This is a genomic window from Microcystis sp. MC19, assembly GCF_003019735.1.
In the GTDB taxonomy this organism is placed as follows: Bacteria; Cyanobacteriota; Cyanobacteriia; order Cyanobacteriales; family Microcystaceae; genus Microcystis.
Genome location: NZ_CP020664.1, coordinates 4731912 through 4753101, shown reverse-complemented (window position 1 = coordinate 4753101; position 21190 = coordinate 4731912). Strand labels below are relative to the sequence as shown.

General features: G+C 40.0%; 14 protein-coding genes and 1 pseudogene. 5 read left to right on the top strand and 10 right to left on the bottom strand.

Annotated features, from left to right (window positions below; translation table 11 throughout):
* Positions 1–21 precede the first annotated feature (21 nt).
* Together B5D77_RS24185 and B5D77_RS24180 are read right to left on the bottom strand one after the other, a co-directional pair.
* Positions 22–1800, bottom strand: coding sequence for an ABC transporter substrate-binding protein (locus B5D77_RS24185; RefSeq protein WP_106909811.1), 1779 nt, complete (start codon positions 1798–1800; stop codon positions 22–24).
* 3 nt (positions 1801–1803) lie between these two features.
* Positions 1804–2280: a hypothetical protein gene (locus B5D77_RS24180; protein ID WP_106909810.1), complete on the bottom strand. Its 477-nt coding sequence runs from the start codon at positions 2278–2280 to the stop codon at positions 1804–1806.
* Between the two features lie 403 nt (positions 2281–2683).
* Here B5D77_RS24180 and psbA point away from each other — a divergent pair, with 403 nt between their 5' ends.
* The 5 genes and pseudogenes from psbA to B5D77_RS24155 all read left to right on the top strand — a co-directional run bounded on the left by psbA (position 2684) and on the right by B5D77_RS24155 (position 5883).
* Entirely contained in the window at positions 2684–3766 is a 1083-nt protein-coding gene (psbA, locus tag B5D77_RS24175; protein ID WP_002731626.1) for a photosystem II q(b) protein, read from the top strand.
* 92 nt (positions 3767–3858) lie between these two features.
* Positions 3859–4089: a hypothetical protein gene (locus B5D77_RS24170; RefSeq protein WP_046663804.1), complete on the top strand. Its 231-nt coding sequence runs from the start codon at positions 3859–3861 to the stop codon at positions 4087–4089.
* A gap of 2 nt (positions 4090–4091) precedes the next feature.
* Positions 4092–4223: pseudogene (locus B5D77_RS24165) on the top strand (type II toxin-antitoxin system PemK/MazF family toxin); the annotation flags it as partial.
* 226 nt (positions 4224–4449) lie between these two features.
* Positions 4450–5199 (top strand): SIMPL domain-containing protein, encoded by a 750-nt coding sequence (locus B5D77_RS24160; RefSeq protein ID WP_039899763.1) that lies wholly within the window; start codon positions 4450–4452, stop codon positions 5197–5199.
* 219 nt (positions 5200–5418) lie between these two features.
* Positions 5419–5883, top strand: a complete 465-nt coding sequence (locus B5D77_RS24155) for a helix-turn-helix domain-containing protein (RefSeq protein WP_008199691.1) — start codon at positions 5419–5421, stop codon at positions 5881–5883.
* Positions 5884–6172: 289 nt separating this feature from the next.
* On the opposite strand, the gene B5D77_RS24150 is transcribed toward B5D77_RS24155, so the two are convergent.
* From B5D77_RS24150 to B5D77_RS24110, 8 genes are all read right to left on the bottom strand, one after another.
* Entirely contained in the window at positions 6173–7834 is a 1662-nt protein-coding gene (locus B5D77_RS24150) for a GUN4 domain-containing protein (protein ID WP_106910062.1), read from the bottom strand.
* A 111-nt stretch (positions 7835–7945) separates the two neighbouring features.
* On the bottom strand, positions 7946–8407 hold the full coding sequence (locus B5D77_RS24145) for a hypothetical protein (RefSeq protein WP_008199687.1): 462 nt from the start codon (positions 8405–8407) through the stop codon (positions 7946–7948).
* 51 nt (positions 8408–8458) lie between these two features.
* Positions 8459–10480 carry a phospholipase effector Tle1 domain-containing protein gene (locus B5D77_RS24140; protein WP_008199684.1) on the bottom strand — a complete coding sequence of 674 codons (2022 nt, stop codon included), beginning with the start codon at positions 10478–10480 and terminating at the stop codon, positions 8459–8461.
* 326 nt (positions 10481–10806) lie between these two features.
* Positions 10807–12819 (bottom strand): ABC transporter ATP-binding protein/permease, encoded by a 2013-nt coding sequence (locus tag B5D77_RS24135; protein ID WP_106909807.1) that lies wholly within the window; start codon positions 12817–12819, stop codon positions 10807–10809.
* Positions 12820–12874: 55 nt separating this feature from the next.
* The gene (locus B5D77_RS24130; RefSeq protein WP_008199679.1) at positions 12875–14077 is read right to left on the bottom strand and encodes a thioester reductase domain-containing protein; all 1203 of its coding nucleotides are present in this window, start codon (positions 14075–14077) and stop codon (positions 12875–12877) included.
* Between the two features lie 17 nt (positions 14078–14094).
* Positions 14095–15132, bottom strand: coding sequence for a methyltransferase (locus B5D77_RS24125; protein WP_106909806.1), 1038 nt, complete (start codon positions 15130–15132; stop codon positions 14095–14097).
* A gap of 289 nt (positions 15133–15421) precedes the next feature.
* A complete protein-coding gene (locus tag B5D77_RS24115; RefSeq protein ID WP_008199674.1) occupies positions 15422–16786 on the bottom strand; it encodes an aspartate aminotransferase family protein in 1365 nt (454 codons plus the stop codon).
* On the bottom strand, positions 16783–21177 hold the full coding sequence (locus B5D77_RS24110) for an amino acid adenylation domain-containing protein (protein ID WP_254053015.1): 4395 nt from the start codon (positions 21175–21177) through the stop codon (positions 16783–16785). Before B5D77_RS24110 ends, B5D77_RS24115 begins: the two co-directional genes overlap by 4 nt.
* Positions 21178–21190: the final 13 nt, after the last annotated feature.

Sequence of the window (21190 nt, the reverse complement as noted above, 5' to 3'; positions counted from 1 at the left end):
GGAAACAACACACCATGCTGGTCAAGGATTTATTTTGCGCCAGTCACAAGGAGTCGTTGAGCAGTCGGGGCTAATTAATGAGCTAGATTGGTCTTCCCGGTCACTTCCTTTTAAGGTAATTTTCCCCGTTAATCCTTCAGTCTTAAAATCATCCTTAGCTAAGGTGTTTCGTGTCCCCTCTCTGCTAGGCGTTTGTCCCTGTTCAAGCTGTTGTACGATAGCTTCAACTAACATTTTTGTGGCATCATAAGCCATGGCCATTTGCCAATTGAGCTTCGGCTTAGTTGACCAAGGTAGTGGTTTCTGGTCAACAAAATCAGCCAGTTTTTTACTCTCTTCATCAGAGGGATACCAAGGTATAGCTATTACCATCTTTTCTAGAGATTCCCTGCCAATGGTATCGACAAGTTCTAAAACTTCGTCATTAAACAGTGGGTTGTTACCAGCTATCAAAAACGTCCCCCGATTTTCCTTAATAATTTGAATTTTTTTCTCCTTGCTCTCCGTATTGATAAAAGCATCACTTATAAGAACTAAGGCTGTTTTGTCTTTAAGCTGATTAAATTTTTGCTTTAAACTGTTGACTCGGTCTATTGGTGATGTCGTTATATTTACTTCACCCTTTATATTTATACTTGACTTATCTAATTCCTCCTTAAAATTGTTATAAAAGGATTGTGCTACCAAATCATTATCATGGAAGATTATCACTTGTTGATATCCTTTTTTTTCTAGGTATTTAACTAAGTCTTGAGCTGCGATTTCTGTCGTAGATACAGGTCGAAAAAACCAAGACAAGGCCTGACTCTTATTTTTATCTTGAGCCTTGAAAGCCTCTATCGTAGCCGTACTTGTAGGTGAAATTAGCACTAATTTTTCTAGATAATCATCTAATACATAATAAGTTGCGTGACTCGAATACGGTCCAATAACCCCCATAATTTTTTCCCTACCTACTAATTCTTTAGCTACCTTTAAGGCTTCATAGTCATTGTTAGAATCGTTCGCCATGACAACTATTAATTTAAAAACATTGTCTTTATTAAATTCAGCTTGTTGCCAACCTACTCCAGTAAGAATACTTCCACCAAAATCTGGTGGTATTTTATCGCCAAAGGGAGTAGATACAGCAATAGTAAATACATTCTTTGGACTGATAGTGCCGCTTTTTAGTCGATACATGACACGGGCATTATTTAGAGCAATTAAAGTAACTGGATCTTTCTCTTTTTCCCAGGCTTTTTCTAGATAACTAATAGCCTCTTTATAATTACCCTTAGCGAATTCTTCTCTTCCCTTTTCTTCTTCTGGGAGTAGTTGTCCCGGTAATGGATAATCGGGAAAACCAAGTTTTTCTCCACAACTTATAAAATCAGGGGTGTTATTACACGCCGATAATGGATCGGTTATCTCTCTTACATAAAAAATAACCAGAGAAAGTATTAATGCTAAAATACACAAAATGGCAAACTTAAACCATTTATTGAGTTCTATCAACCAGCGACAAAATAGCATTATTCTCTTTTTAGTCCAGCGATAAGATAAACTTATTGTATTTATGATAATTGGGGGAATTACAGATCCGGGTTGATTTGAGTTATCACTGCTGTTAGGATCATTTCCCGATTCACTTGAGTTGATTGTTTTTTCTAGTTTCTCGATTTCTTTCTCACATTCCTGAATTCCCTTTCGCAATTCAAATTTTCGAGACGCATCAGCAGTTATTGCAAGTTCACACTGATAATGAGCAAGTTTTTCTTCCCAGTTCCTCTTAGCGTCTTCTAGCTTTTCCCGCGACATTTCCTACCTCCGAACTAATCTCTTAATGGACTTCCATGCTTTGTACATCAATCCCTCTGTCTCAATCTCCAGTTCGTAGGAGGCAATCATCGGAATCAAGGGCAGAACGACCTTCAACTTAGCTGAGGCTGCCTTGTTCTGTTCTTCTAACTCGGCTCGAATATCTTGCAGTAGGGGAATCAGTTCTGGATCAAAAGTTAACGAGATGCGATCGATAGATTCTACAGCCTGCTCTACCTTTACCAGTTGACTTGCCGCTTCCTCATCCGAGATAATGATCGCTTCTTTTGGGTAAAGCTCCCAATATTCTGCTTCATATCGACGAATATCAGGGAGAATCTCTCGCTTAATTCGCTGCTTTAGCTCAAACTTGGCGGGTTGACTACTACTGATAATCAACTCTTGTTCAAACTCACCCAGTTTTTCGTAGAGTATTTCTAGATTGTCCTCTAAATATGCTAACCGTTGGCGATCGCTCATTGAAAGTTCCTCTCCTTCTTACAAACTAATATTTTTTTACCAAAGCCTGTAGTTCTTCTACCTTGGCTTCTAGTGCAGCCAATTTCTGACTCAACGTTACAGTCTCAGCACAGCCCAGATATTGAGCGCACCGCAATAACAACCACATCCGTCTTAGAAGTGCCACGTTGCTCATCTGTAACCATCTTACTCGCCGTGCTATTGAGTGTCACCATTTTTCTGAAGGAAGCATAGAGGGAAGCGACGTTTACATGGGTTTCTGTTTTCCCCCCTCTAATATCAGCTAAACTTATCAATAGCATAAGTAACAATATCGTCAAACCCCTTTACAAACCGATACAAACTCTCTAAGATAGAGACATCATCAATCGTACCTCGACAACTTAATAGGAATCATAAACCAATGACCACCACCTTACAACAGCGCGAGAGCGCTTCCCTGTGGGAGCAGTTCTGCCAGTGGATCACCAGCACCAACAACCGTCTTTATGTCGGCTGGTTCGGTGTGATCATGATCCCCACCCTGCTCACCGCCACCACCTGCTTCATCATCGCCTTTATCGCCGCTCCTCCTGTAGATATCGACGGTATCCGCGAGCCTGTAGCTGGTTCTCTACTCTACGGAAACAACATCATCTCTGGTGCAGTTGTTCCTTCTTCCAACGCGATTGGACTCCACTTCTACCCCATCTGGGAAGCTGCTTCCTTAGATGAGTGGTTATACAACGGTGGTCCCTACCAGTTAGTCATTTTCCACTTCTTACTAGGTGTCTTCTGCTACCTCGGTCGTCAGTGGGAACTGTCTTTCCGTTTAGGAATGCGTCCTTGGATCTGTGTAGCTTACTCTGCACCCGTATCCGCCGCTACTGCTGTATTCTTAATCTATCCCATCGGACAAGGTTCTTTCTCTGATGGTATGCCTTTAGGAATCTCTGGAACCTTCAACTTTATGTTCGTGTTCCAAGCAGAACATAACATTCTGATGCACCCCTTCCATATGTTAGGTGTTGCTGGTGTGTTCGGCGGTTCCTTGTTCAGTGCAATGCACGGTTCTCTAGTAACTTCTTCCTTAGTGCGTGAAACCACTGAAATCGAATCTCAGAACTACGGTTACAAATTCGGTCAAGAGGAAGAAACCTACAATATCGTTGCCGCTCACGGTTACTTCGGACGTTTAATCTTCCAATACGCTTCTTTCAACAACAGCCGTTCTCTGCACTTCTTCTTAGGTGCTTGGCCGGTAATCGGTATCTGGTTTACGGCAATGGGTGTTAGCACCATGGCGTTCAACCTCAACGGTTTTAACTTCAACCAGTCGATTCTCGATTCTCAAGGTCGTGTAATCGGTACTTGGGCCGATGTGTTAAACCGCGCTGGTATCGGTATGGAAGTAATGCACGAGCGCAACGCTCACAACTTCCCCTTAGACTTAGCTAGTGGTGAACAGGCTCCTGTAGCTCTGACTGCTCCTGCTATCAATGGTTAATTCCTAGTCTGAACGAAAAGGCACTCCTGCGAGGGGGTGCTTTTTTGTTGTTAGAATTATGATATAGCTCGATGTTAAATGGAGTTAATTTTATGATATCCCCTCAAATTATTGAACTGGAACAAAAGTTACGAGACTGTTCTCTTGAAGATAAAAAATGGTTATTGGAGCAGTTACATCAACAATTAGGATTGAATAATCAAAAAACAACTAAACAACGATTAATGGATAGTTGGAATGAAGCTTATAGTGATGGATTGGACGAATCAGAAACTTTGATGTTAGAGGGAATACGCCATCATCAACGCCAATTATCTGAGTAAATATGACGATTTTTCAAGGTGATATTTATTGGATTGATTTAGGAGAACCACAAGGTTCTGAACCTGCTTATCTTCGTCCTTGTGTTGTGGTGCAAAATGATGCTCTGAATCAGTCACAAATTGGGACGGTTATTAAACCTCTTGCATAATTAATTTTTGAGGGTTCAAAAACGGTAAAAACAAGGATTAAATTGCATAAAATCTGTAAATAGACCATTTATTTGAGACGAGGGACTGAATCATCTCCGCTGTCAAAGCGCATCAACCTGATGCGAGAAAAATTGATTTTTGTAAATAATAATTTCAACGCGCTCGCTACTAGCATAGGATAGAAACGTTGAATTTCCAGGAGGGGTGATGATGAAAGACAGTTCTATATTCCGACGTTTCCCGCAGGTATTCGCGGGTTTATCGGTGCTATCGATCGCTCTCGTCTTGAGTTCGTGGATAGCGGCGCGCTCCCTCTTAGCAGTGAAACGGGCCAGCGATGTTTTTGTCGTGACCGGTTCGGCAAAAAGGGCGATCACATCCGATTATCTTCTTTGGCGTTTGTCGGTTTCCAGTCAACAACCGACTGCCCGCGACGCCTACCGCGATCTGACCATGCAAACCGAGCGGATACGAGCTTATCTCAAAGAAAAACAAGTTCCCGACGACGCAATCACCACCAATGCGATCGAGACGATGCCGATTCCCGAAGTAACGACTAACGGCCAGGAGACCGGGCAAATTCTCGCCTATCGCCTCACCCAACGCTTCGAGATTCGAGCAGGCGATGTGACCCGTTATACGGAACTTTCTAGGCAGGTAACGGAATTGATCGAGGAGGGAATTAACCTCGTCTCCGAACCCCCCCAATACCTTTACACCCAACTGGATAAGCTGCGGGTGGAAATGGTGGCGGCAGCGACCAAGGACGCAAGAGCGAGAGCCGAAGCGATCGCCGGTAGTACCGGCAGTCGGGTGGGAAGGGTGCGCGATGCGAAAACGGGAGTTTTTCAGATCACCTCGCGCAATTCCACTGACGTGAGCGATTCGGGAATTTACGACACTTCCTCGATCGACAAAGATATTACTGCGGTGGTTTCGGTGACGTTCGGGATCGAGTGAATTACAACACAATCCTTACTGCTGTCTAGGCAGGGAAGCCTCTGTGCTAGAGCTAGACTTGACGATGAGAGCAATAGGAACTAGGCCAATCCGCTTGGCTGAGATTAGGGTTTCCAAGACTAATCTCGCAGATTTTGCGCTTTTGACGCTTCCTTTGGCACGTTTACCGTCTGATGCTAAATCCTGTTATAATAGGGTAAATAAAAACCAGGAGATAAAATGCCGAAGAAAGCTTACTTAGCTGAACATCTAAGTTCAGAGGAACTGAAAGATAGATACAGAAGTAGTCAAGACTCAGTGGAAACAAGAAGATGGCACTTATTGTGGAAAATATCCTTAGGATGGACAATCAAAAATGCGGCAGTAGCTGTGGGATTAGATTATCAATATAGTTTTAGAATTCTCAAAAGATATAATGAATTAGGAGAAGAAGGAGTTACAAATCTCAAGAAAAAAAGTGTGGAACATCGGAGAGGAAAAGAACCTTTATTGAAGGAAGAACAGTTGCAAAAATTAAAAGAAGAACTGAAAAAACGTCCTGCCGATGGAGGAATCTGGACAGGTCCGAAGGTGGCTAGATGGATAGAAAAGGAAACGGGACGAGAAAAAGTTTGGAATCAAAGGGGATGGGATTACTTAAAAAAAGTGCGGTTATTCTTGTCAAAAACCGAGGCCAAAACATAAAAAGCTAACCCCAGTTAAACCAGAAAAATTTAAGCAGAATTTACCAGTAAAATTTTAATATTAAGACATAAATTTCCCAATGCTCAGAGAGAAGTTAAAAACTGTAAGTTGCCGATGGAATCATGCTCGATTTTCTACTGTGCTGATTCGCCAGAATTACAGCCAGCCGAGAGGTTGTGGTCTCTAGTAGATGAATCCCTGGTTAATGAGCATTTTGAAACGATGGAAGAAAGGGAAGAACAATGACTTATGATTGATTGTTATCAGCTTTTCAAAACAGGATTTGGCATTAAAAGTCAGACAGAGGAATAATTCCACAGGCTTGAATTTTGTTTAAAACGAGGTGAAGTTGCCACAATAACCAATTGCCAACCCTCCAGAAAGCCAAGGAGTTTTGATGGTCAGAAACCTCCCCAGATGGGGAACAAAGATTTTCTTCAAAAATCAGCCAATGAACGGGTAAATGACCGAGGGGAGAATTCGGATCTAATTGAAAGTTTAGTTGCTCATAATTGAGCCATTGACCCTGCTGCCGCCAACCTAGGCGCTCGCCAAGTTTCTTTTGAGTTTCATAATCCACTAAACCACCGAGACTAGAGAAAATAGCTTGCTGAATACTAAAACCGAAATGACCGTTACTATAATGGAGCCAAAGTTGATCAATTTTTTTCAGTTCCGAACAAGGTAATTGAGCAATATCTTGAGGATAAACCTCATTCCAGTAGGTCTTACCCAAAATTTTCAATAGTAGTTTGGTCGTTTGGCGATCAGCGGCTTGCCACTGTTGCTTTCTTAGCAAATCTTGTAATTGATTATAATCAATATCCGCCGATTCTTGAGTTAAGATATTTGGGGAAGTCTGGGGATTTTTAGAACTAGAAGATTTGTCAAGACTGTTTTGAGTGAATTGAGAAACAACTATTGCCGGGGGAGTTTTTGGCCTAGTGTCTTTTTGACAAGCCTCTTGTTCTGCTAAATGATGAGATAATTTATTGATGGTTTTTTCTAGGGAAATAAATTGTGCTGACCATTCACTTTCATTGAATAAGTAATCATTAACTTGGCCAGAGGACAAAGCATCTTTTAACCTTGCTTCTTTCTCGTAACCAGTCGCCAGGAAATTGAGCAAAAACTCAGAATTCATGGCGGAATCTGACGTTTCTAACAGATCAGGCTGAGGTATAAAAATATTATCTACTAAATACTTAATTTCTCCCACTGTTGCATAAAATTCTTCATCCACCTTAATAACTTCTTCTATTAATAATTGAAAAGGAGCAAAATAGTCCTGTAAGTAGTTTTCAAAATTAACCGCATTTTGGGCAAGATCAGCAATTTCTTGGCGAACCCGTTGAGCTCTGAGTTGATAATGATTTAATTCCTCATAAATTTTGAGTTCTTGGATAATTGTTTGCACAATTTTTTTCTGATTTTGAGTATCCTCGGCTAATTTCTGAACTCCTTCCCCTAGCAATTTAGTTTTTTTCAACATCAAAAAAGATGTTTTTCCCAGTAGCAAAATTGCCCGAAAATTTTCCTGTTTTTCCAGCTTGAGTTGCTCGAGAATATTTTGATTGTTATTATTTTTAATTTCCAGTTTTATTCTCTCGTAGTCTAAGATTTTTAATTCTTGATATTTTTGGGAAAATAAAATTTTTAGATTGTCACTGAGTTGCAGTAAAAAACGATAATATCCTTCTTGATAGAGTTCTAGTCCATTAATTAATGAATTATAGTCTTTAATTAATAACTGAGTCTCGAGCAAGATTTCCTGTTGAGTAATTTTTTCTTTTCGTTTGATAATCTTACCAAAATAGTAATGGTAGCGAACTCCTTCCTGAATTAATTTCCGACGTTCCTTGATGATTTTCTGAAAATTTTTTAAGCATCTATTCTTAAAAACAGGAAGTTGATAGCTTTGCTCATAAATGGCAATTTTTTTATAGGTCATCAGATTTTGAGAGTTCCTATTTAGCATAGCTATCTTAGACCAAAAAATTTCTCAATACTTAGCAATAATTATTCCCTTCCCCCAGCTATTGCAAGAGGGAGCAATCCCTAATTAAACATTTTCAACGACAACTGTTCCATTTTCAACAACTGTTTCATTTTCAACAACCGGTTCCTTTTCAATAACTGGTTCATTTTCAATAACAACTGTTTGAGGACTTTCAGGAGTTGGATCAGTTACCGTTTCTGGCTGCTTTACTGTCTGTTCTTGATACTCGGTTAAGTGTTTTTTGGTTTTTAATTTCAAGTCATCAGTCAGAGGTAAACTATCAATTTCAGCCAAAAGTGTTTCCAGAGATTCTTTTTTACTTCGCTCGGCGTAAAAAGCATTGAGAACCGCTTCAATTCCGTACTCGGCGATCGCATCTCCTAAGACAGTCACCAACCCCATCGCTCCGATACCCAGAAAAACGACAAAGGGTTGTCCGAGGGTGAGAATTAGCACGATGACAGCAATAATAGCCGAAGCTAAATAAGCACCAGCAACTTTTTTAATAATGTTATCAAGTTCCATAAAAATCACCTCAAATTTTTAGCGAAGGATTAGTTTAATTGTAAAGCAAGGTTAATCTGTCTGTTGCTCGCTGTCAAGTAAAGCTTGAAGAAAAGGTTCAAGACTTTTGGGACGATAATCGGAAAAAGCCTTTAATCGTTTTACCACACTGTGATGAACGGTGACAACTTTGCCATTGAAAGTTCGCCATTCTTCCCCTCCCAATGCCGCCAATCCCTTAACCGCATTATCGAACTTGATGGTGGGGTCTAGTTTAATTTGGAATTCCTCAGATTCAGGGAGGGTTGAGTTAAACTCTAATCCCAATTTTTTGGCTTGATTAATCATCCATTGTAACGGGTAATCGGCAAGTCCTTGATATTCTTTTTTGCCACCGCCTAGACAGGTATGTTCACCGACAAACAAAACTTCTTTGACAACTTGTTCGGGATTTTCGGGGTTGGCTTTGATCGGAGTCGAAGGGAAGTTTTTACGTTTTTCATCAATGGCAACAGCCTGAAAAGCATTCTGGATAATCGGACTTAATTTTGTGTTACTAAATTCATATTTTTTATGATAAAACTTAGCCAGGGGAAACCAAGGAGTTAAATCGGGAATACCAAAATCCCCCACGGTATCCCAACAACCTAACATCTTAACTGGAATACGCTCTTGAAGATCTTCCTTTTCTGTCTCAATTTTTTTAGCATTAGCGGCACGGAATTGTCGAGCTTTAGCACTATCAGCACTAACGGTGTGGTCCCGATAGAGTTGATAAGCCTGGGGAATTGCTTGAAGCTTAGAGCGTTTTAGGATTCCACATTTATCGATAAAACTGGCCAAACAACGAACGATATATGCTCCTCGACTAAAACCTAACAAATAAATTTCATCCTCGCTTGTGGGATTATAGTTAAGGACAAGAAAACGATAGGCATCTTGAATCATCCGATCGAGGCCGCAGCCAAAAGTTTCATTCCCTAAATTTTTAATAAATTCGTTGTCTTCGGGGCCGCCATAACCTGATAAAAAGATGATTTGGGGGGTTTGATCCTCGGCAATATGCTTAATAGATGTGGCGAATTTAACCACATTGGTGGGATCAGCACTGACCGAGTCTTCCCAAGAACCATCACAACAAACAATTAACCGTTTTTTCTGGCTTGAGTTAGTGACTATAGCGGGTTCAGAAATTGCCGTTTCAGCAATCTCCTCAATTTCATTGCTCTCGTTGTTGGCAAGAGCAGCTTCTTCGGTGATTATCGTTGATTCTGGATTCTCTTCCGGGGAAGGTTCTTGATGTTCGGCTGGAGCATTCTGTTCAATCGCTTCTTCTTCTTCAAGGGAGTCAAAAATTTCGTTGACCATTGTTATCCTTTTCGCATTCCTTCTAGCTTTACTGCTAGTCTGAGTTTTTGATTTAGGGATCGAGGTTGATTTAGAGGGAAGACTATCTAGTTGCCAGGTTGTCCCATAAAGAACACCATGATTACCATAACTTGTTTGATCCTCAGCACTGCCATTGAGTGATAAATAAGTGACTAAGCCAACGTCATCAACCCCGGGAGATTGATACATCGTTTTTTGGATTTCTTCTTGGCTAAGTGCTTGATTCCAAAGAGAAAATTCAGCGAGACAACCTTGCCAATAATGAGCGGGATTAACAGAGGCCCCCAAGATAATTTTTTCAATCCCGGTTAAGGACCGGTTATGACCGTTGCCACGATGCCAAATGATCCCATTGCGATAGATCAACATTCGGCCTGTGGCGGCATTTTTGACAAAGGCCCAATGAGTCCAGTTATTATAATCCTTAAGCTTGACTTTTTTTTCAATTCGATCGAAACCTTCTTCATTACCCGCATCCCAAAAAATCGCAGGTTTCACGGCATCACCCCAGGGCAGAGTAATATGTAGGACGCGGTTATTTTCCTGATTAACAGCTTCTAAAAGAGTCGTTTCTGTAGCTAAATTATTTTCCCCTTTTGCCCAAAATGTAATGGTAATACTTTGATCGATGTCGAGAAATCCCCGGGATAGCTCCATCTGATCATCAATGCCATTAAATTTTAGTACAGAGCGTTGTTCAGCCATTGGTTTTGTAATTGCCCAGGGGAGAAAGAGGTAATCAGGGGTTCAGGGACTCTGACCAATAAGAGACTGACCTATCCGTTGCGGTCTTTCTGAACCCTACCGCCTAGCTTACCACATTTTAATCATCTAGCGATATAAGTGAGAAGTTTTCGTAAAATTTAGTTTCAATAGCCTCTCATCCTATATTCTTACTCAATTCTTGTTGGTAGAAACTGGCAATTAAATTGCTGGCATCCTCAGACAGCTGGCGGGTTTGTCCAGGTTCTGGGATCGATTCGCGGTCCGGCTATTGGCCTGATTATATCAATCTTTTGCAGCCAGAGAGCTTAAGGTGAGATTTTAAGCCACTTTAAGATTTGAGGATTTTTGTCATAACGATAGGTAAAACCATCCTTGGCTAGGATCAAATTTCCGCGACTAGCTTTACTACGAACACTAGAGAGCGATAAGTCGGTTAATAGTTTCATCTCTTGATGAGAAAGTCCCTCAAGAGACTGATCTGTTTCTGGAGATTCTGACCCATGATTAATGGTAATATCAGGTTTTACAGAATTGTTCTTAGGGGTATTAGTAAACATTTCTTGCGCTTTCTTAAGGCGATAATCCTCAACGGTCGAGAGTTCCCAACTAGAGTTAGCCGAGAGTTCTAGAACCCATTGATGATAATTAAAGAGACTTTCTCGATGACCGACACTAATAAAAGTTGTCTTACGAGCTTTTAATTGCTCATATAGAATCCTTTCGTTGACTAAATCTAGGGCGCTGGTTGCTTCATCTAAAATGATAAAACTGGGGGGATTAACTAAGAGCCGAGCAAAGGCTAGACGTTGTTGTTCTCCTAGGGAGAGAATGTTTTCCCAGGGTTTTTCAGAGTCAAATTCATCCACCCGACTTAGGGCGTTTTGTAAATTGACTTGTTGCAATACTGCTTGAATTTCGCTATTAGTTATCTGACGCTCGGTCTGAGGATAGAGCAGTTGTTCGCGTAAGGTTCCTAAGATAATGTAGGGACGTTGGGGTAAAAAGAGAATTTCTTCAAGGGGTGGCCGTATTAAACGTCCGGTACCGGAATTCCATAAACCCGCGATCGCTCGTAGGAGGGAACTTTTGCCGCGGCCACTAGGGCCAACAATCAGTAATCCTTCACCGGGTTGAACAGAAAGAGATAGATCTTCGACAATTACCTGCTCATAGTCGGGAGTTTGTAAAGTGACTTTCTCAAAGGCAAAATGATTTTCTTCTATAGTTTTGATCGTGTTGATATTCTCCGGTTGTTGAGTGACGGTTTCTAGGGCAGTCGCAAATTCATTTAAACGTTCAACATAACTAGAAAATCGTCCCGAAATGCCAAATTCAGTGATCAGGTCGCCCAAAGAAGTAGCGAATATATAACAGGCTGTGGAAGCTTGTTCCACCTGTCCATAATCGATCTCACCTCTAATATACAAAGGTCCAAGAATTAAGAAGGGAAATACTTGAATAGCGGCTTGATAGCCCCTAGCAAACAGTTCGTTCCCTCTTTCCCAATCAATTTTATCGAGAGTATCTTCTAATACCTTTTTAAATCTTCGCTGAATGATATTTAATTCTTCTTTCTCCCCCCGAAAAAAAGCGATGGATTCAGCATGATTCCGAACGTGAGTTAACGCATAATTATAATCAGCTTTTGAAGCTAATTGCTTTTCATTGATCTTGATTAATTCTTGATTTAAATAAAGGGCGATAAAATTACCGATGACTGTATAAATAAGTAACGGAATAGCAATCCGCTCAGAAATCGTCCAAATCACCACTAAAAAGACAAGCATCTTCAGGCTTTTTTCTAGAAAAGATGAGAAAAAGCTAAGAGCATTACTGGTGATCGGTTCAATTTCTTGAGCAATGCGTTGATCGGGATTATCAATATCAGATTTGAAATTAATTTTATAATAGGCACGCTTATGGAAGTATTTAGTTAAAACCTGACCATTTAGCCATTCATACCAATCCAAAGCAATTTTTTTGGAAATATTTTTACTGTAACCGACTAGCAGTGTCACCAGGATCAGCCCAATCACATAGGCGATCAATTCCTGATTAAATCTGGCATAGTCTCCCTGTTGTACAATTGCGTCAATCAAGCGACGAATAGCAAAACTATTAAAAAGAGTTACGACTACTAGACCGAGGATTAGAAAAAGTAGCAAAAATAGCATTCCCCAGCCACGAATTACTGCGGGAAAGCTTCTTGTTCCTGGTTCGGTCGGATACCAGTAAGGTTGAGTGATCGCCTTGACATCTTTCAAAAATTGGTTAAAAGAAGCAAGTGCATTTTTATTTTCAGCAACTTGGGTTGACATATTTTCAAAAAAAAGGGTTGACGCTATTGGTAGTCGGGCAGCAGTTGAGCCTCTGCTAGTTTAACATTTTTGTCTCATATTTTTTCCAAGCAAGTAAATAAGTAGAGATCAGGGATAAATCGAGAGGATGACAAACGATGGAGCTACTGGCTAATCCTTCCATGGTTTGACAAGCATCGAAGCGAGGCTTTGTCTGACTAATCATTTTAGCTGATTTTAAAATAATTGGGAACCAAGAACTAACGGCTTTTTCTCCTCCCCGCTCAAAAAGGTAATTTTCAACCATTACTAACCAATTTTTATCGGATACCGCTTCAGTGGCATAACCACAGGCATTAATTAGTTCAAAAAGTCTCTGCCATGAAATTGATTCAGGATTAACTAAATGAAAGGTTTTTCCTAAAAGTTGCTTTTGCCTTGAGAGATAAACAATAGCTTTACTGGCATAGTCCATGGGAATAATATTTATATCCACATCAAAAGTGGGAAATTTTTCTGATTTAATACATATTTGAATAAACCTAAAAAAGAAATTATTGGATTTTCGATAAATTCCAGTTTTGCTGTCACCCATAATTCTTGTAGGTCGATAAATAGAGACGGGCAAACCTCTTTTTTGAGCTAGGTGTATTAATTCTTCAGCAACCCATTTGCTTTGTTTATAGCCCGTATTTAAACTGGGAGAAAATCGAGGAAATTCTGTCTCTCTAATGGGTGTATCTTGTCTATGAGCCTGACTAAAAAAAATGGCCAGTGTCGAGATAAAATGAACAGGTTTAGTTTTTCTTAGTCCGGCTAACTTAAGAATTTCTTGAGTTCCCAGAACATTAACCGCTTTCATTTGATAGTAAGGGGGGATCGGGTCGTTTTGTGATCCGTTATGATAAATAACATCAATCTCGCTGGCTAATTGACAAAACTCTTTCTCAGAAAGACCTAGCAATGGTTGAGACAAATCGCCAAGCATCGGGATAATACGAGCCTCAAAATGTTGCTGCCAAAGTTGGTAAGATTGGAGGTTTTCTTTTAGTCGCTGTTTACCAGTTTCTAAAGTATGACAACGAATTAAACAATAGATATTAGCGGTGGTTTGATCGAGCAGTTCCCTGAGCAAATAAGCCCCTAAAAATCCAGTAGCACCAGTTAAAAAAATTGATTTTGGCTCGTCAAAATTGTCCTTGAGAGGACTGTCAAAACTGATATCAGGATTAAGAATAGCCTCTGTTTTTAAATCTGGAATACATTCTTGATTGCTCATTATTTGCTAGGACATATCTAATTTAATTTAGGGAGTGGACTTGCTTCAATCAAACTCTGCACAGGCATAGTGTCAATAATTCTATCTATTTGAAATCCAGCCCTTGTCAATAGGACTTTTAATTCATTTTCTGAGCGAATTTTTCCTGAATGAAGCATCCATAACTGTAGATCAGCTAAATTATCTCTCCAATAAATCTTGCGGATAATTCTTTCTGCGATTAATAATCGAGATGTGGAAGGCATATACTGGCGACAGTTTTTGAGAATATCAACCACTTGTTGATCATTCCAACTGAGCAAAACTTGCTTGAGTAAATAAACATCAGCTAGGACGGGAACCGATTCAAAAAAATCTCCACTTATCAACTCACAGCGTTCGCTTACCCCTTCCTGTTTCAATAAATTTTTGGCTTTTTCAAGGGAGTATGGCTGTTCAAAAAGTATCCCTTTTATTTGAGGGTAACGTTTTAAGATAGCAGCAATCAGTTTTCCCTGACCGCCACCAATATCTGCCAATACTTCTACGGAGGAAAAATCATAAGCTTCTAATATTTTGGCTATTTGGAATGTGGTTATATCATTCATTGATTGATCATAAACTTTATTTTGGCTAGGATTCTCTCGATGGTACTCCTCAATATCAAGACCATACATGGCTTTAAAAGCTCCTTCACCAGTCGTTAAACTTTGGGTAAAATTGCCCCAACAAGCATAACTTTCTTCTATCTCGGTAATTAGCCAGTTGCGTAAAGTTCCCACTTGATCATCCCTTAGATAAGCCGCTAAGGGAGTATTTTGAAAATAATCCGGTTGATTTTCTTGCAAAATTCCTAAACTGACCAAAGTTCGTAAAAGACGATAGAGAGAATCAGCATGAGTGTTAGTTTCCGTCGCTAATTCTTGATAGTGTTTTGAGCCATCTCCTAACAAATCAAGAATCCCTAATTTTACAGCAGCATAAATACATTGACTGATCTGAAACCCCCTGATCATCAGTAAAACGGTGTCTCTAGGAGATATTTGATTTGGGGTTTCTCTGGGAAGATTAAACATAATTTAATGACCTTTTTGATTGAGCTTACGGATTCCCTAAAAAGGGTATTTTTTGCTAAGAATAAATCCTTGGCTAAATTATTAACGATTTTACTTTAGTTGTCAACAATTCTAGGCTTGACTGTATTATTCCCTCAGTTTGAACCAGAAACAGCAAAAACGAGAGCCTCTTGCTCAATTCTTTGGTCAGGGTGACTTACTGAATTAGCCGCACCTTTGGAAATAGTAACCGCCGCCAGAGTACAAGAGTATTTAGCTGTTGGTAGCAGACTGTTTTGAGCGATCATCTTTAACACACCTCAACCAATTTTAAAGACTGTTTTACTTGCTTGAAAGTTAACTCTAACTTTTCCACCAATTCATCACATTGACTTTCTGTGATAATAAAGGGTGGCGAAATTAAGATATGGTCTCCATCGACTCCGACACCAGTACCAAACCTTCCTCTGAGTATTAATCCATTTTCTAAGCCTAGTTGCATAATTTTTTCAGTAATACCTAGAGAACGAGAAAAAGGTTGATGATTGTCTCGATTTTTAACAAATTCAATTCCTATTAATAATCCTTCCCCCCGAACATCGCCTATGATTGGCTCCCGTTCAGCCAGTTTTTCTAATTGATGTTTGAGGTATTTACCCATCACTGCACATCGTTCTATTAAATTATGTTTAGCCATATAGTTCTGCACAGCTAAAGCCGCAGCGCAACTAATAGGATGACCGGCATAGGTAAACAATGACAGGGGTATATTTTTAGTTGCATTGTCAAATACTTCCCGAACCCGTTGATGAACAATAACTGCACCAATGGGAGCGTACCCGCTGCTTAAGGCTTTCGTGGCTGTAATTATATCGGGAATTGCCGCCCAATGGTCAACGCCAAAGTTTTTACCCGTTCGACCAAAACCCGTGATAACTTCCTCAGAAATCCAAAGAATATCATAGAAATCACAAATTTCTCGCACTTTTTCATAATAGCCAGGAGGCGGAACAATGGCACTCCCGGCACCGCCAATAATCGGTTCAGCGACGAAAGCTGCTATGGTATCTGCTCCTTCTTGTTCGATTATTCTTGCTAGTTCATTAGCACAAGTTAATTCACAACTGGGATAGGTAAGTTTATAGGGACATTGATAACAGTGAGGTGCTTGAATATGGGGAAAATTTAAGAGGTCAAAGGGTGATAAACTTTCTCGCACAAACCTACTACCAGTCATGGCGAGAGTGGCAATTGTATGTCCGTGATAGCTATGCCAACGAGAAATAATTTTGTATTTGCTGGCTTTGCCTCGTAGTTTATGGTAATAAAGAGCTATTTGAAAAGCCATTTCATTAGCGGTTGAACCACTGGTGACAAAACCGACTCTATCCATACCTTCGGGAGCCATTGTTGTCACCACATTGGCCAACTTTTCCTGGGGTTCACTGGTGAATTGAGCCTTATGAATAAAACACAGTTGACGAGCTTGTTCTGCCATGGCATCGGCCACTTCTGTGACACCATGACCGATGGAAATAACATGAGTCCCCCCGATGGCATCTAGATAGGTTTTTCCCTCTGAATCATAAACATAAATACCTTTTCCCGATTCTGCCATTAAACAGGTATTATGCCAACGAGTTGTATTGAAAACGTGGGATTGATCGGTTTTCATTGATTGACGATTACCTCTAATAAATTTTCAAAATTTGACGCTATCCTAGCGATGGTATCCGCTTCAAACAAATCTTTTTTATACTTCCACCATAGCTTAATAACAGTTCCGGAAGGGGTATTTTTTTTCCAGAACAATACTCCTAAATCTACTCTTGCCATTGATAATTTAAGCGGTATGGGGGTGACATTCAAACCCGATAATTCTAAATGCTCTGTGGGAGCTTTTTGCAAAAAGTCTAAATACACTCTAAAAAAGCGTTTATTTCGCTCTATCGGCGGGTCAAAGGTTTTGGCGATTTGCTCAAAAGGGACATCTTGGTGAGTGATAACAGCAAGCATCTCCTGTTGAACCCGTTTTAATAGGTGGAAAAAGTGGTCATTTTCGCCAAAATCAAGTCTTAAAAGCAAGTGCTTACCAAAATCTCCCATGACAGATGCAAATTGCTGCTGATTGCTATCAATCGCTGGAACGCCGATAACGAGACTTTCCTGAGGAGCGTACTGATGGAGTAAAAGTCCAAAGGTAGTGGCGATGGTGGTAAAAAAAGTCACTTTTTGTTTCTGACTCAAAATTTCTAACTGAGTAGTCAGTTCAGGAGAAATCTCTGTTTCTAGGGTGGCCGCCTGGAAGCTTTGCACCTCTGGTAGCGGTCTGTCAGTGGGAAGATTTAAAGGTTGGGGTTCTCGACTTAACCAATGTTGCCAATAGTCGCGCCTTATTTTTAGTCCTTCTTCTGTAAGAGATTGACGTTCGGCAATCACATAATCGCCATACTGTAGGGGTAATTCGGGCAAAGGAGAAGGGTTATCAGAGAGGAAAGTATCGTAGAGAAGGCTCAATTCTGGCATTAATATTTCCGAAGATTGTTCATTGGCCAGCATCATGTGTAAACCGATCAGCAAAATATGAGACGTTTCTGACAATTGTAGTAGATTAACAAACAGCCAAGGATCTTTGTCCAGAAAAACTTGTTTTTTGATTTTTTCTGCGGTTATTCTTTCTATTTCTTGCTGTTGCTCTACTTCTGAGCGGTTTCGCAGATCAATAATTTCAAGAGCTATCTTTGTGTTGGGATAGACAACCTGCCTTAAAGAACCATTGATTTCTTCTAATTTTGTTCTTAGAATTTCATGGCGACGAATAATCTCATTAAAACTTTTTTCCAAAATAGCTATATTAACCTTTCCTTCCAGATGGAAGTAGTTAGGTAGATAATAAAAGCTCCCTAAATGACGATAATCCCAAAATCGCTCTTGAGCAAAAGAGGGCGGATAATAACGAATTTCGTCGGCAGGTTGGAGATTTGTTGCTTCAATTCTGTTAAATGTTGATGATTTTTCTGACAGACAAGTTACTAATTCAGCAATGGTGGGTGACTGAAATAGGTCAAGCATCTGCAAGTTTTTACTCAACCTTTCTTGGATTCTATTCAATAAAACAATGACCTTGAGAGAATTTCCGCCTAACTCAAAGAAGTTATCATTAATACCGATTGGCTCTAGTTGCAGAACTTCAGACCACAAGTTCGCTAATATTTCTTCTTCTCGATTACGAGGAGCTACAAAATTAGCTTTATTACTGGTTAATATATAACTCGGTTTTGCCAGTTTTGACAAGGCTAGACGGTCTATTTTATCATTAGGCGTAAGGGGCAATTTGTCTAAAATACTGATGGCATTTGGCCTCATATATTCTGGCAATTTGCTTTTAATAAATTGACCGAGTTCTAATATTAATTGCTGCTTAAATTTAATCTCGATTGGATTATTGGCATAGGTAAATATATCTTCAATAGGAGAACTAATGGGAAAAATTGCTGGTTGGAATGGTGCGGATTTATGGCTAAAAACTAGATCATAATATCCTGTGGCATCGGTATTAATCCAGCTAATCTCTAGGTGATAAGGTAAGTCCTCCACAAGAGCCATTATCCGATCAATTTCTACCCCATGCTTCGGCTGCTTACCTAGCCACTGGTTTAGTTGCTTAAGTGAGTCGCTTTGATCAGCTTCTTCTAACCATTGTTGAACCTTAACCTCCTTACTCAAACGAGCATTAGGAATACGAGAAATACCTAAATTTCTCGGTTGATATTCAGTTAAAATACGTTTAACTTCGTCTAAGTTCAGTTGTTCTTTTTGCCAGTCTAACCAATCAATCTCTGTCAACGGTTCAACGGAACTATTGATAGATAAAATCGCCTCGTAACGAAAGCGAGTTAATTCATTATCATAAACCCCAGTTTTGGGTTTTATTTGCACATGAGTAATTTCAGGAAATTGTTGTTGAAGTGCTAGGAAGAAAAAGGGATGTAATAACAACTCTTCTTCTGCTTGGTGTTTGCGGGTAATTCTTTCTCGCAATTGGCAGGCAAGAACATGATCATTAGCTCGATAAGCTTCTACCGAAGTACAATAGGTTGGCAAAAGGGCTAAATTACGAATATCTCCAACAAGAATATGACCTCCTTTTTTAACCCGTTTAATCAACCCTTCTAAAACTTGCAGTAGGTAGGCGGTACTGGGGAAATATTGCAGCACAGAGTTCATGATAATAGTATCAAAACTTTCTGACTCCAATCCCGCTAAGTCATCGGCGCTTCTTTCCCACAAAGTTACATGATCTAAACCGCCTATTGTTTGCTGAATTTTCCGAATATGATCTAAAGCAGGACGAGAAAAATCAAGACCTACATACTCGGAACAATCGGGGGCAACTCGAGTTAATAATAATCCCGTACCGCAGCCAACTTCTAAAACTTTTTCTGGGTGTAACTCTTGAATGCTTTCAACGGTTTTATCCACCCATTCGTGCATTTCTTTTTCGGGAATTGGCTGTCCGTCATAACTACTATCCCAACCAATAATATTAAAAGTAAGATCACTTTGAATAGGGGTTTGACTGTCAGTTTGCTGATTAACAGTTTTCCAAAGAGCCAGATATTCTTGTTGAGTTTTTTCCTGTTCTAAGGAATCCTCAGAAGTTAGATGAGGAACGACATAAGCGATTAACTGTTTATCCCCTAATTGATCTTGGCTGAGGATAACCGCCGCCGACTCAATCGCCGAGTGTTGAATCAATACGTTCTCAATTTCTCCTAGTTCTACCCGAAAACCTCTAATCTTAATTTGATTGTCAATGCGTCCTAAGTACTCAATGTCACCATCGGCTAAATAGCGACCCAAATCTCCAGTTTTATAAAGCCGTTCGGAGGGATTGAAAGGGTTATTGATAAAGTTTTCTTGGGTTAATTCTAGCTGATTGAGATAACCTCTCGCTAAACTAACACCAGCAATATATAATTCCCCTTGAGTTCCTTGGGGGACAGGCTGTAAATTCTGATCAAGAATATAGATTTGTGTCTGATTGATGGGACGACCAATAGGGACAGAGGTACAGTTTTCTGTTAATTTATAATTAGATAAATCACAATAGGTTGCTTCGACAGTGGTTTCTGTCGGTCCATAAGCGTTAATTAATTGGGGTACTCGGCGGAGTTTCCCAGTTTGTAGCATTTCTTCTATATATTGCTGCCATAGTTTGAGTTTTTCGGGTAATAAACTTTCTCCACCCACAAATAATAATCGCACCGATTCGGGGAAGGGTTCCTTAGTTCGCGCTAATTCGGTAATTAAAGCCTGCCAAAAAGCTGTGGGTAAATCTAAGATTGTCAGTTGCCATTCTCGACACTTTTGGATAAAGCTAGAAAATGAGCTTAACATCGCCTCAGTTCGCAAAACAACCGTGCCACCAACAGTTAAGCAAGGATAAATTTCCTCGACGGCAACATCAAAACTAATCGAGGCAAATTGTAAAATTCGATCGCTTTGACTGAGATTAGCGGTAGTCTTAACCACTTCAATAAAATTAACCACAGAGCGATGTTCAATCATCACGCCCTTGGGTTTTCCGGTGGAACCTGATGTATAGATAATATAAGCGAGGTTTTCGGGGTTAACTTCAATATCGAGATTTTCTGGCTTTTCTAGGGCAATTAGCCCCCAATCTTCATCCAATTTCAGAATTTTAACTCTCTGATTGTCCCCGAATTTACCGATTAAATAACTGTTGGTGATTATGAGAGATAATTGAGCATCTTGTATCATATAATCCAAGCGCTCCGGGGGATAGTCGGGGTCGAGGGGAACATAGGCACATCCGGCTTTTAGAATAGCCAAAAGGGCCATCACCATTTCCGGGGAACGTTCCACAGATAAACCGACGAGACTTTCCGGTTTTAGCCCATATTTTTGTAAATAATAGGCCAGTTGATTGGCTTTTTGATTTAAGCTTTCATAGCTAATTTGCCAGTTTTCCCCAATCAGAGCCATCGCTTCAGGGGTGCGTTGTACCTGCTGTTCCAATAATTGATGAATAGATTGAGTCATGGGAAATAAAGTA